Below are 13656 nucleotides of genomic sequence, written 5' to 3' on the forward strand. Positions count from 1 at the left end.
CCCGAGCTTCCGTTATTTGAGGTGTCCCAACAGGCTATGGTACAATAACTTAAGCGTTGTGAGAGGAGGTAGGGGATGAATCGGTTCATCCGGAATTCTGGTTTTTATTTGATTTTATTTTTAGTCGTGGTGGGCATTGTCCAATTCGTAAGCAATGGGAACGACGCCGCCGATTTCCCTAGATACGACGAACTTAGGCAGGAACTGAAGAGTGACAATGTGGAGAAAATGACGGTTCAATTCGAGGACAACGCCTTTTTGGTAACTGGCGAATATAGAACGGCGCCTGCTGATTCTAAATCGAAAAGCTTCTCCACATATATTCCTCCTACAGATGCTGCTGTTGCTGAGCTGGTTAAAGCCAGTGAAGATAATAAGGTTGAGCTGACCCAGAAGAAAATGGAGGGTAACAGCATTTGGCTGACATTCCTTTCTTCAATTATCCCGCTGGTCATTATGTTCATCCTGTTCTTCTTCCTGTTTAATCAAGCCCAAGGTGGCGGCGGTAAAGTAATGAATTTCGGCAAGAGTAAGGCCCGGTTATATAATGAAGAGAAGAAGAAAGTCAGCTTTGAGGATGTTGCAGGAGCCGATGAAGAGAAGCAAGAGCTTGTCGAGGTCGTGGAATTCCTGAAGGATCCGCGTAAATTTGCTGCTGTAGGCGCTCGTATACCTAAGGGTGTACTGCTTGTAGGCCCTCCCGGAACCGGTAAAACATTGCTGGCCCGTGCGGTAGCAGGCGAAGCAGGCGTTCCTTTCTTCAGTATTTCCGGTTCTGATTTTGTGGAAATGTTCGTCGGTGTAGGTGCGTCCCGTGTTCGTGACTTGTTCGAGAACGCCAAGAAGAACGCTCCTTGTATTATCTTTATTGATGAAATTGATGCAGTGGGCCGTCAGCGCGGCGCCGGACTCGGCGGCGGACATGACGAACGCGAGCAGACGCTTAACCAATTGCTTGTTGAGATGGATGGTTTCGGAGGCAACGAAGGGATTATTATTGTTGCTGCGACCAACCGTGCTGATATTCTGGATCCTGCCTTGCTCCGTCCGGGACGTTTCGACCGTCAGATTACGGTAGACCGTCCAGACGTCAAAGGCCGTGAAGCTGTACTCAAGGTTCACTCCCGTAACAAGCCTCTTACTAAGGACGTTAGGCTTGATGTTATTGCCAAGCGTACGACCGGATTTACCGGTGCGGATCTGGAGAACCTTCTGAATGAAGCCGCTCTGCTCGCGGCACGCCGCAACCGCAAGGATATTTCCATGAACGAAGTAGACGAAGCGATTGATCGTGTTGTCGTGGGTACTGAGAAACGCAGCCGCGTGATCAGTGACCGCGAGAAACGTATTGTAGCTTATCACGAAGCAGGCCATACGATTGTCGGCTATTTCCTGGAACATGCCGACATGGTGCACAAGGTAACTATTATTCCGCGCGGACGCGCCGGCGGATATGTCATTATGCTTCCGAAGGAAGACCGGATGCTTGTTACGAAGCAGGAGTTGCTTGACAAAGTAACTGGATTGCTTGGCGGCCGGGTTGCTGAAGAAATGTTTATCGGCGAAATCGGCACAGGGGCATACAGTGACTTTCAACAGGCAACACGTATCGTACGCAGCATGATTATGGAATACGGTATGAGTGAGAAGCTTGGACCGATGCAGTTCGGCACATCCCAAGGCCAAGTGTTCCTCGGCCGCGATATCGGACATGAGCAGAACTACAGTGATTCGATTGCTTATGAGATTGATCAGGAAATGCAGAACTTTATCCGGAGCAGCTACGAACGTTGTAAAGAGCTTCTGACCAAGCACTCCAAAGAAATGCACCTGATTGCGAATACCCTGCTTGAGAGAGAAACCCTGGAAATGGATCAGATTAAAGAGCTGATTGAACAAGGTTATTTGACTGAAGCCGGTAAGCCGGAAGAAGGCGAAGGCGTGGCGATTGAAGCCGGAGAACCGGTAATCGACACCATCGGCGATGTACGGGTTCGTATTCAAGGCAAGCCCAAAGAGTCACAGTCTACACTTGGAGATTTGTCCAGGGAAGTTCCTGACAAATCGGCAAATGAAGGCGAAGGCGGTCCGGAAGACGGCAATAAAGGCGGCGGAAGTCTAGTCTAAATGCCTTATATTTCATGTGATGAGTGACAAGAGCCGGAGAACGTAACTGTTCTCCGGTTTTTTTTGACTATAAATTGGTAAAATCCAGAGTTCAGGATCGGTTCCGTCACATTGACAGGGCGTAGAACGTTGTGTACATTAATGATTAATATATAACTTGGTTTTCACATGATGCGCAGGCGCAAACGCCGCGAAGACATAAGGGGGAAAAGGAACCGTGGAAGCTCTGGCGCTGGAGCGCAAGCAGGAACAGAATAGGGAGCTGCGTGAACGTCTGGAACAGCTTAAGAAGGAACGGAATGCGATCATTTTGGCTCACTATTATCAGCGTGATGAAATTCAGGAGGTAGCCGATTTCCGGGGGGATTCTTTTTTACTGGCCCAAAAGGCAGCGGAGACCGATGCGGAAGTCATTGTATTCTGTGGCGTTCATTTTATGGGCGAAAGCGCTAAAATATTAGCCCCTGATAAAACAGTGCTCATTCCTGATGAACGTGCAGGCTGTCCTATGGCCGATATGGTCAATGTAGACGGTTTGCGCAAGCTGAAAGCACAGCATCCCAACGCTAAAGTGGTTACTTATATCAACTCGTCGGCGGAAATTAAAGCAGAGACCGATATTTGTTGTACCTCCGCCAATGCCGTAAAGGTAATTGAATCCCTGGATGCTGAGGAAATCATTTGGGTGCCGGATAAAAACCTGGGCCAATACGTTCAGGACCAGACCGGCAAAAAGCTGATTATTTGGGAAGGTTACTGCAATACCCATGACATGCTTACCGTCAAAGATGTAGTAGAGATGAGAGCGAAGTATCCGGAGGCTGAATTTGTAGTTCACCCTGAATGCCGCCCCGAGGTAGTTGCTATGGGTGATTATGTGGGGAGCACCACATCCATTCTCGAATATTGCCGGAAATCGGACCGTCGGCAGTTTATCGTTGGAACGGAAGATGGAACCGGATATCAGCTCCGGAAGGACAGTCCGGATAAGGAATTTCATTTTGCCACCAAATTCCTCGTATGCCCTAATATGAAGGTTAATAATTTAAAAAAACTGGTGAAATGCCTGGAGACGATGAAACCGCAGATTTATGTTCCACCCGCTGTCTCAGGCAAAGCCAGGACATCCCTAGAGCGCATGCTACAAGTCCGGTAGCATGCGCTACTCTTTCGTTGAAACAGGTGAAATGCGGTTATGATTCCACAATATCTGGTAGATTTCGATCTCCGGGAGATGCCTGCCGTGAAGACAGATTGTATTGTTATCGGCTCTGGTATTGCCGGATTGTTCACAGCTATTAAAGCCAGCAGGGACCGGCGAGTCGTTATGATCACCAAAAAATCCATGATGGAAAGCAATACCCGTTACGCACAGGGAGGGATCGCCGCAGTTATTGCTGAGGATGATTCACCGGAATATCATCGGCAGGATACGCTGATGGCAGGAGCGGGCCTTTGTTCTTCGGCCGCTGTAGACGTGCTGGTCAATGAAGGACCAGAAGGTGTGCATGAGCTTATCCGGTTAGGCACTTTGTTCGATAAGGAAGACGGCGTATTGGCGTTGACCCAGGAAGGGGCACATAGCCACCGCCGTATTTTGCATGCCAACGGCGACGCAACAGGATATGAAATTGTGCGGGCACTCGCAGAGCAGGTTGCGGAGAATGACCGGATCGAGGTGTGGGATGATCATTTTGTGATAGATCTTATCACCGAAGGCGGGGAGTGCGAAGGCGTACTGTTGCAACAGCCGGACGGAGGACGCTTGTTCCTGCAGGCAGATGCAACGATTCTGTGTTCAGGCGGGGCAGGACAGCTGTATCGTTATACCACCAATCCGGAGGTGGCGACTGGCGATGGTGTAGCTATCGCTTACAGGGCCGGTGCGCATATCAGGGATATGGAATTTATTCAATTTCATCCGACTGCACTTAGTTATCCCGGAGCTCCCCGTTTTCTGATCTCGGAAGCGGTGCGAGGTGAAGGGGCTGTGCTGCGCAATATCCGGGGTGAACGGTTTATGGACCGCTATCATGAGCTGCTTGAGCTGGCCCCGCGCGATATTGTTGCACGTGCCATTGTCAGTGAAATGGAACTGACCAAGTCAACCTTTGTATATCTGGATATTACCCATGAATCTGCAGAAATGGTGAAGCACCGTTTTCCGACTATATATGAGACATGCATGAGTTATGGACTGGATATTACAAGTGATTGGATTCCCGTTGCCCCAGCTGCGCATTATATGATGGGGGGCATTAAGACGGATTTGAATGGGGAGAGCAATATTTCCCGGCTCTTTGCCTGCGGGGAGGTATCCTCTACAGGGGTGCATGGAGCGAATCGTCTGGCTAGTAATTCACTGTCGGAAGCGATTGTGTTCGGACGGCGGATTATTGAACGGGTCCGGGAGCTACCCTTGCTGGATCGTGAACAGTACTACGCCAGCAGCACAGAAGGACGCAGGGAGCATCCGACACAAGCCATCGTTGAACGGCGCCTAAAGCTGCAAAAGGTTATGGTCCGTTACGTCGGGCTCCGGCGAAATGAAGAAATGCTGTCCAAGGGTCTTGAAGAATTGAAGCGGCAGCTGCCGATTTTCAGTTCAGTAATGACCCGGCGAGAAGAATATGAATTTGCAAATATGCTGACCTGCTGCCTGTTGATAACGGAATCGGCACTGGCACGGGAAGAAAGCCGCGGGGCTCATTATCGTGAGGATTATCCGCAGCGGGATGATGAGCAGTGGCGCAAGCATCTGCTCCAAATCCGCGAACTCGGAATAGTGGAGGAAATAGGCGATGATGTTTAACGGATACAATGAAGAGCTGGTGCAATCGATCAAAGCGTGGCTGAGCGAGGATGTGGGTTCGGGGGATGTAACTACCCAGACCACGATTCCCGCCGGACATGAATCCAAAGGAATTATTCATTCGAAGGAGAACGGTGTAATCTGTGGGCTTCCAGTAGCTGAACTGGTTTTTGAAGTGGTGGACCCCACCTTGAATTTCACGGCTTTAGTGAAGGAAGGCCAGGCCGTTGCCAAGGGTACCGTGCTAGCTGAGGTAGAAGGCAGTACACACGCAATTCTGACCGGGGAGCGGCTTGCCCTTAATTTGATGCAGCGATTGTCAGGCGTTGCAACGCGTACGTCTTCTTTCGTACAGGCGCTGGATGGATTACCCACACGTCTTGTCGATACACGCAAGACAACACCAGGTCACCGAATGCTGGAGAAATATGCTGTCCGGGTTGGTGGGGGAGCAAACCACAGATTCGGCTTGTACGATGCGGTGATGATCAAAGATAATCATATCAAGGGAGCAGGCGGGATTCTTCAGGCCGTCGGCCGGGCCCGGGCTCATATCCCCCATACGATGACTATTGAAGTGGAGACGGAGAGTCTGGAGCAGGTCGAGGAGGCGTTAGCTGCCGGGGCTGATATCATTATGCTTGATAATATGACTACGGATATGATGATTGAAGCGGTAAAAAGAATCAAAGCCAAAGCCCCGCATGTCAAAACTGAGGCATCGGGCAACGTGTCTTTGGAAACGGTGCGCGATATGGCTCAAACAGGTGTGGATGTTATATCTGTGGGCCGCCTTACCTATTCCTTCTCCAGTCTGGATATCAGTCTGGATCTGAATGCGAAAAAGGAGGGCCAGTTGTCATGATGCTCGCAGTCGATATTGGCAACACAAATATTGTACTTGGTGTATACCGCGGGCGTGAGCTGCTGCACCATTTTCGGCTCAGTACTGCGCGTCAATCGACCGTAGATGAATATGGCGTATTATTTCACAATTTGTTTCATATGTCAGGTCTCTCCCTTAAAGATATAGAAGGAGTGATTATTTCTTCGGTTGTTCCTCCGCTGGTACAGGTTATTGTAGATATGTGTGTGAAGTATCTTAATAAAGATCCGCTGCTTGTCGGACCCGGAATCAAGACGGGACTTAACCTGCGCTACGAGAATCCCCGGGAAGTGGGTGCCGACCGGATTGTCAACGCAGTCGCTGCGGTTGAACAATACAAGTGTCCGCTTGTCGTCGTTGATTTCGGTACGGCGACAACCTTTGACTGCATTGATGCGGGCGCCAATTATCTTGGCGGCGCCATTGTCCCAGGGCTTGGCATCTCTACAGAAGCCTTATATCAGCGGGCATCCAAGCTTCCGCGGATCGAGCTGGAGAAGCCGAAGAAGGTCATTGGCCGCAACACGGTGCATGCCATGCAGGCCGGGATTATTTTTGGCTATGCCGGTCAAGTAGAGGGAATCGTAAAACGAATTAAGGTAGAAATGAACGCGCCGCAGCTGAAAGTAATTGCTACCGGTGGGCTCGCTTCGCTGATCGCCGGTGAAACGGAATGCATTGATGAAGTGAACCCATTGCTCACGCTGGAAGGCCTGCGCATTATTTATGACCGCAATAAATAAAGATAAAGATGCTAGGATAAAGGAATAGGAGGAGTATGGGTCCAATGGAAAAAAAGAAGGATCGGCTGATCAGGGGAACGGCGTTGAATGGTAGGGTGAGAGCTTTTGCCGTCCGTACGACAGAACTAGTCGATGAATTGCGGCGCAGACATGATACGTACCCGACAGCTACAGCTGCCCTAGGGCGTACAGTTACCGCTGCGGCCATGATGGGAGCCATGCTCAAGGGTCAAGAGAAGCTGAATATAGTGGTCAGGGGCGATGGACCGCTCGGGCAGATTGTAGCAGAGTCCAATGCCTTGGGGGAGGTCCGCGGCTACGTGCATCATCCGCATGTCCATTTGCCAAGCAACAGCTTGGGCAAGCTGGATGTGGCGGGAGCGGTAGGAACGGAAGGATCCCTGGATATAACTAAAGATTTGGGGATGAAAGAACCGTACCGCGGCAGTGTGCCGATTATTTCAGGCGAGCTTGGCGAGGACTTTACGTACTACTTTGCCGTATCGGAGCAAACCCCGGCTGCTGTTGGATTAGGTGTCCTTGTGGATACGGATAACTCGGTAATTGTTGCCGGGGGCTTTATCATACAGCTGCTGCCGGGGCTTACGGATGCTGAGATTACGGAGATTGAACAAGCTATAGGCAATATGCCATCCGTTACGATACTGCTGGATCAGGGACTAGAGCCGGAAGAGATGCTGCGTTTTCTTTTCCCGGATGCGGTTGTATTAGATGATTTAGACATTGTTTTTGCTTGTCAGTGTTCACGCGAAAGAGTGGAGCAGACATTGGTTAGTCTCGGTCAGCACGAGCTCGAACGATTGATCGAAGAGGATGAACAGGCTGAGGTTGTGTGTCAATTTTGCAACGAGGCTTACGTTTTTAATAAGGAAGAAATGCAGGTCATTCTCGACCAGGCAAAATTATAGGGTTATGGGATGATGACAAGACAGGAACGAACGCTGCGTAAGGCTGTCGTAATACTTGCAGTGGTGACTCTCCTGCTTGGACTGCTGCTTATTTGGAGCCTGCGTGCCGGCGGGGGTATTTGGCAGAGAGGTATAAGCGGTGAATCAGCGGAGGTCGCCTCAGTGGGGGGCCAATCAGTAACAGAGCAGCAGTGGATGGATGAGCTTAAAAATAAGCATGGTGATGAAGTGTTATTGGGCATACTGAACCAAATTGCGGTTGAGAAGGAAGCCAAGGCGCTGGGTATAACCGTACCGGATGATGAAGTGGAGCAGGAACTAAAAAATACGATGTCCGGTTACAGCTCGGAAGAGCAATATTACGCTCAAATGCAGTCGGAGCTGGGGTTGTCGCGCCAGGAAGTCCGTGAAGAAACGGTGTATCGTTTGACACTCCAGGCGGTAGCTACGGCTGGCATTGTTATTAAAGACTCGGATATTGACGATTATTTAGAGCAAAACCAGGATCGTTTCCGGCCTAAAAAGGTCATGGAGCTCTCCTTAATCAAGGTTCGTACGTATTCCGAGGCGGAACAGGTCATGAACCGGCTGGAACGTGGTGAGGATTTTGCGGCGCTGGCCAAGGAGCTTTCCATAGAGCAGGATAGCAGCGCACGGGGCGGAAGCCTGGGAACTGTGGAGGAGGATGATCCGTTCTGGCCGGAGGAGCTGCTGAAAACGGCAGCAGGCCTAGAAGCCGGTGATATTGCGGGTCCGCTGCAGGACGTCGACAGCTATGACGTCATTCGGGTCGAGCGTATTTCATCACCTGAAATGCCGGATGAGAAAGAAATCAGGGATCAGGTTCGCCGTGAAATGGCACTGGAGCAAGCCGCTCCTTTGCAGCAGGTGGAAAGTGGTTTGCGCACCAAATACGCCGCGGCAATATATATTGACAATCGTCCGCAAGATTGATAATATGATATTATTCTAAAAACCTACTGATTTACTCGGAAATAATAACGGCGGCCGATATTTCAACCGCTGGACAGCGCTTTAACTTGTGCGCTGCAGTATTGAATATCCTGGTGTCTCTACAAGATGACAAGCCGTTTCTATACACCCGGACTCACATGCTGAAGACAATTGTCACAAGTTACGTACTAATATCCATTTATCATTCCAAGGAGGTTTTTGCTCATGGCTAAAGTCGTTAATAATGTAACAGAACTGATCGGAGGCACTCCGCTCGTTCGTCTGAACCGGATTGTACCTGAAGGGGCAGCAGATATTTATGCAAAGCTGGAGTATCAGAATCCGGGTTCCAGCGTTAAGGACCGCATTGCAATCAGCATCGTGGAAGAGGCGGAGAAGGACGGCCGTCTGAAGCCGGGCGATACCATTGTTGAAGCAACCAGCGGCAACACAGGTATTGGTCTGGCTCTGGTAGCTGCAGCCAAAGGGTATAAGGTTGTAATTGTTATGCCTGAAACCATGAGCTTGGAGCGTCGTAACCTGCTGCGTGCATATGGAGCTGAGCTGGTACTGACACCAGGGTCGGAAGGCATGAACGGAGCTGTCAAGAAGGCGGAGCAAATTTTGAACGAGAACCCTGGCTTCTTTATCGCTGAACAATTCAAGAATCCTGCGAATGTGAAAATTCACCGCGAGACGACCGGACCGGAAATTGTGGAAGCCATTGAGTCCATCGGAGGAACGCTGGATGCATTTGTAGCGGGTATTGGTACAGGTGGAACTATTACCGGTGCTGGCGAAGTGCTGAAGGACAAATTCCCTGATGTGAAGATTTATGCTGTAGAACCGGCAGCTTCGCCGATTTTGGCAGGCGGCAAACCGGGCCCTCACAAAATCCAGGGTATTGGCGCTAACTTCATTCCGGAAATCCTTAATCAGGATATCTACGATGAAATCATCCACGTGGAGAACGACGAAGCGTTTGAAACCGCACGCCGTGTAGCCAAGGAAGAAGGAATTCTTACCGGAATTTCTTCGGGTGCCGCTGTATCTGCAGCAATCAAGGTTGCTAAAGAACTGGGTGCCGGCAAACGGGTAGTGGTTATTATCCCGAGTAACGGCGAACGTTACCTGAGCACGCCACTTTACAATTTCGAAGTGTAATTTAATACAACTATTCTTAACAAGAACCTCCGTAGCCACTTTTTTAGTGGTTATGGAGGTTTTTTTAGGATATACTGACAGGCAACATACTAATGACGAATTCATCGGTTTTAGGAGGATGGACTTGGAGATTCTAACATCTGTGGAACAATGGAAGCAGTGGGATGGTGATGGCTGGAGGCTGCTGCCCTTTATTATAAAATCAAAGCCGAATGCCGGCGGTCTGCCTTCATCCTGGAAAACGGCATGGGAAATGGCATCCCCTTATTCAGTAGTACTCGAGAGTGGAAAAGGCGGCCGTTTTACCTATTTGGGTCTTACTCCGGTATCCGTACTTAAGGGAAAAGATAACTCCGCCACGGTACTGAGCGCTGAAGAATACGGCGGCAGTAAGTTGGATGAGGCAAGAACGCTGTATGGACAGCCCCTGGAGATGCTGCAGCAATGGATGGCCCCGTTCAATTCTCCGCGTTTGCAGTTGCCGGGGATTCCGCCATTCACGGGCGGCTGTATCGGCTTTCTTGGATACGATGTTGTCCGTTCTCTGGAACGGCTGCCAAGTCAGGCGGAGGATCATCCCGGCTTTCCGGATTTTCTCTTCATGAGAATGGAAGAGGTGTGGATATACGATCATGAGGAGGACATGCTCTATTGTGCACTGTATGTTCCGCTGCCAGCCGGCATGCCGGGAGAATTAACTCCAGATGAGTTAGAGCAGCTATATCATACATCTACAGTCCGTGCGGAGGGGATGGCGAAGCAGTGGCAACACCTGTCCACGGCCTCTGGACTGCAGGAAAATGTTGCGGATATGTCTGAGCTTCATGCCGATGCCTCCGGGGAATGGCCGGGAATGACCTCTGCGTTCTCCCGAGAACAATTCCAGCAGGCAGTGCTGGATGTTCAGGAATACATCCGCCAAGGCGATGTATTCCAGGTTAACCTGTCGCTGCGTCAGGAGGGGCAGCTGCAGTCTTCGCCGGAGGATATTTACGAATGGCTGCGCAAGCTCAATCCGTCCCCGTACATGGGGCTGCTGCGGTCGCCCGGCTTCGCGCTGTCCAGCGCATCGCCGGAGCTGCTTGTTAAGCTGCACGGGGACCGGGTGAGCGCACGGCCTATCGCCGGTACCCGGCGCCGGGGACTGACTCCCGCGGAGGATGCCGCCATGGAGGCGGAGCTGCGCGGGAGCGACAAAGAGATCGCCGAGCATATTATGCTTGTCGATCTGGAGCGCAACGATATCGGCCGTGTCGCGGCTTACGGCTCGGTTAGCGTACCGGAGCTGATGACTGTAGAACGGTACTCCCATGTGATGCATCTCGTCTCCCAGGTGGAGGGAAGAATAGCGGAGGGCAAAGACGCTTACGATGTTATGGCAGCCTTATTCCCGGGTGGCACGATCACAGGAGCACCTAAAGTAAGAACGATGGAGATTATTGAGGAGCTGGAGCCGGTGCGGCGAGGGCCGTATACCGGTTCGATGGGCTGGATTGACTATAACGGCAATATGGAATTAAATATTATTATAAGAACGCTGGCTGTAAAGGACGGAATCGGATATATCCAGACAGGTGCTGGAATTGTTATTGATTCTGATCCCTACCGTGAGTACCGTGAATGCCATAATAAAGCCAAAGCGGTGGTGAAGGCCGTTCTCTGCTGTGAACGACAGCAGGAATACCTGAAAACCGGCGGCGCCGAAGGGGGAGCAACACCATGATTTTAGTCATCGATAATTATGATTCCTTTACGTATAACCTTGTTCAGTATTTGGGTGAGCTGGGCGAAGAGGTGAAAGTGTACCGCAACGATGAAATTAGCGTCAAAGAGATTGAGGAGCTGGCACCGGACCATATTCTGATCTCCCCGGGTCCCTGTACACCCAATGAAGCGGGCATCAGTCTGGATGTGCTTGATCATTTTAAGGGTGTCATTCCGATCTTTGGCGTATGTCTCGGCCATCAGGCGATCGGACAGGCATTTGGCGGCAATGTGATTCGCGCAGAGCGTTTGATGCACGGCAAAACCTCACCTATCCATCATAACGGGACTTCGGTCTTTGAGGGTTTGGAGTCTCCATTTACAGCCACGCGATATCATTCTCTACTTGTAGAGCGTGAGAGTCTGCCGGATTGTTTGGAAATTACGGCAGAGACTGCAGAGGGAGAAATTATGGCCCTGCGCCACAAGGAATATCCGATTGAAGGTGTGCAATTCCATCCCGAATCTATTATTACATCGCACGGGCATACCATGCTGCGCAATTTCCTGAAACGGAGAGCCGGAGAGACGGCATGAAGTATATAGGAATTAATGACAGCGTCATCGACGCCAAGGAAGCCGTGGTTTCTGTTTTGGATCACGGCTTTTTGTATGGAGTGGGCCTGTTTGAGACATTCAGGACGTACGGGGGAGTGCCTTTCCTGCTTGAGCGGCATTTGGAACGGATGGAAGAGGGCTGCCGGCAGTTGGGTATTCCTTTCCATGCAGATACCATAAAGCTCGAGGCCTGGATTACCAGGCTCATGAAAAAGAACGGATTGAAGGAAGCGTACATTCGTTACACGGTAACGGCTGGTGTGGACATCCTTGGATTGCCTGCGGGAGACTACGTTAAGCCCAATCATATTCTCTATGCCAAAGCGCTGCCGGCCTTGCCGGAGAAGCTTTATACCCAAGGCAAACCCTTGCAGTTGCTATCGCACCGGCGCAATACGCCGGAAGGACATGAACGTTTCAAGTCACTGCATTACATGAATAATATTCTGGCCAAACGGGAGCTTTCCGGTTATTCTTCTGCCGCTAATGGAGCTGAAGGGTTAATGCTGACTGCTCAGGATCAAGTGGCTGAGGGAATTGTCAGCAATCTATTTTTTGTGAAAAACGGTGTCCTTTGTACTCCGGATACGGCAACAGGCATCTTGCCCGGCATTACCCGGGAAATGGTGACCGAGCTGGCTATAGATGCGGGGCTTCAGGTAGAAGAAGGATTCTACTCCTGGGAACAGCTGAAAGAAGCAGATGAGGTGTTCCTGACCAACTCTATTCAAGAGATTGTGCCGGTCACCTCGCTTTGGGAGATGGAACAGCTTAACATCGTCAGTGGCGGAAAATCCGGGCCTGTGACCACACAATTAATCTTACTGTATAGGGAAAGGGCGGGTATGCCAACGTGAAACCGACGATTTACAAACGGACATACAAATTCGCAGATGCAGAGCTGACATTAGGAGACCGGACGCTGATCATGGGTATTCTTAATGTAACACCGGACTCCTTCTCGGATGGCGGCTTATGGAATGATCCGGATAAAGCCGTGGAGCATGCGCTTCAAATGGCTGCAGAGGGAGCGGACATTATCGACATCGGCGGCGAATCTACACGTCCCGGTCATGAGCCTGTTGGCTTGGAAGAAGAACTGGCGCGTGTGCTGCCCATCATCGAAAGCATTCACTTGGCTGCTCCTCATCTTCCCCTATCCGTAGATACGTATAAAGCCGAGGTCGCACGAAGAGCCATCGCAGCAGGTGCGCATATCATCAATGATGTGTGGGGCTGCAAGGCCGACCCGGAAATGGCTGGCGTGATGGCAGCAGCAGGCTGTCCGGTGATCTTAATGCACAATCGCCAGGACCGCAAGTACAACGAATTAATAAGCGATATCGCTGCCGATCTACAAGTAAGCATGGAGTTGGCTCTTGCCGCTGGCGTAAAGCGGGAACACATTATTTTAGACCCGGGCATTGGTTTTGCCAAAGACTACAGTGAGAATCTGCAGACTATGATGGCTTTGGACACGTTAGCCGGGCTTGGTTATCCGCTGCTTCTGGGCACATCGCGCAAAAAATTCATCCGTACGGCTCTAGATCTCCCACCTGATGATGTCGTTGAGGGTACTGCGGCTACCGTTGCCTTTGGGATTGCCCAGGGCTGTCAGATTGTAAGGGTGCACGATGTGGCCTCTATCAAGCGTACCGTAAACATGTGCGATGCCATGCTATATGCAGGGTCGCCGACACACTTTTGAAAAGGCGGTTT

12 protein-coding genes are annotated in these 13656 nt (G+C 50.7%); all 12 read left to right on the forward strand.

What is annotated here, in order from left to right:
• The first annotated feature begins 75 nt into the window (after nt 1–75).
• The 12 genes from ftsH to folP all read left to right on the forward strand — a co-directional run bounded on the left by ftsH (nt 76) and on the right by folP (nt 13645).
• Nucleotides 76–2127: an ATP-dependent zinc metalloprotease FtsH gene (gene ftsH / locus PaeBR_RS00290; protein ID WP_410512977.1), complete on the forward strand. Its 2052-nt coding sequence runs from the start codon at nt 76–78 to the stop codon at nt 2125–2127.
• A 217-nt stretch (nt 2128–2344) separates the two neighbouring features.
• The gene (nadA, locus tag PaeBR_RS00295; RefSeq protein ID WP_410512978.1) at nt 2345–3283 is read left to right on the forward strand and encodes a quinolinate synthase NadA; all 939 of its coding nucleotides are present in this window, start codon (nt 2345–2347) and stop codon (nt 3281–3283) included.
• Between the two features lie 39 nt (nt 3284–3322).
• On the forward strand, nt 3323–4939 hold the full coding sequence (gene nadB / locus PaeBR_RS00300; RefSeq protein WP_410512979.1) for an L-aspartate oxidase: 1617 nt from the start codon (nt 3323–3325) through the stop codon (nt 4937–4939).
• The gene (nadC, locus tag PaeBR_RS00305) at nt 4929–5804 is read left to right on the forward strand and encodes a carboxylating nicotinate-nucleotide diphosphorylase (protein WP_410512980.1); all 876 of its coding nucleotides are present in this window, start codon (nt 4929–4931) and stop codon (nt 5802–5804) included. The genes nadB and nadC overlap by 11 nt, the downstream gene beginning before the upstream one ends.
• Nucleotides 5801–6568 (forward strand): type III pantothenate kinase, encoded by a 768-nt coding sequence (locus PaeBR_RS00310; protein WP_410512981.1) that lies wholly within the window; start codon nt 5801–5803, stop codon nt 6566–6568. The genes nadC and PaeBR_RS00310 overlap by 4 nt, the downstream gene beginning before the upstream one ends.
• 44 nt (nt 6569–6612) lie before the next feature.
• Nucleotides 6613–7497, forward strand: a complete 885-nt coding sequence (hslO, locus tag PaeBR_RS00315) for an Hsp33 family molecular chaperone HslO (protein ID WP_410512982.1) — start codon at nt 6613–6615, stop codon at nt 7495–7497.
• Nucleotides 7498–7506: 9 nt separating this feature from the next.
• Complete coding sequence (locus tag PaeBR_RS00320) at nt 7507–8451, forward strand: peptidylprolyl isomerase (RefSeq protein WP_410512983.1); 945 nt, start codon at nt 7507–7509, stop codon at nt 8449–8451.
• Between the two features lie 225 nt (nt 8452–8676).
• A complete protein-coding gene (cysK, locus tag PaeBR_RS00325) occupies nt 8677–9615 on the forward strand; it encodes a cysteine synthase A (RefSeq protein WP_410512984.1) in 939 nt (312 codons plus the stop codon).
• Nucleotides 9616–9739: 124 nt separating this feature from the next.
• Complete coding sequence (locus tag PaeBR_RS00330; RefSeq protein WP_410512985.1) at nt 9740–11338, forward strand: anthranilate synthase component I family protein; 1599 nt, start codon at nt 9740–9742, stop codon at nt 11336–11338.
• Nucleotides 11335–11916 (forward strand): aminodeoxychorismate/anthranilate synthase component II, encoded by a 582-nt coding sequence (pabA, locus tag PaeBR_RS00335; protein ID WP_410512986.1) that lies wholly within the window; start codon nt 11335–11337, stop codon nt 11914–11916. The genes PaeBR_RS00330 and pabA overlap by 4 nt, the downstream gene beginning before the upstream one ends.
• The gene (locus tag PaeBR_RS00340; protein WP_410512987.1) at nt 11913–12794 is read left to right on the forward strand and encodes an aminotransferase class IV; all 882 of its coding nucleotides are present in this window, start codon (nt 11913–11915) and stop codon (nt 12792–12794) included. Before pabA ends, PaeBR_RS00340 begins: the two co-directional genes overlap by 4 nt.
• A complete protein-coding gene (gene folP, locus PaeBR_RS00345) occupies nt 12791–13645 on the forward strand; it encodes a dihydropteroate synthase (protein WP_410512988.1) in 855 nt (284 codons plus the stop codon). Before PaeBR_RS00340 ends, folP begins: the two co-directional genes overlap by 4 nt.
• The last annotated feature ends 11 nt before the right edge of the window (nt 13646–13656 follow it).

It is taken from the genome of Paenibacillus sp. BR2-3 (genome assembly GCF_046529485.1).
Classification (GTDB): domain Bacteria; phylum Bacillota; class Bacilli; order Paenibacillales; family Paenibacillaceae; genus Paenibacillus_AQ.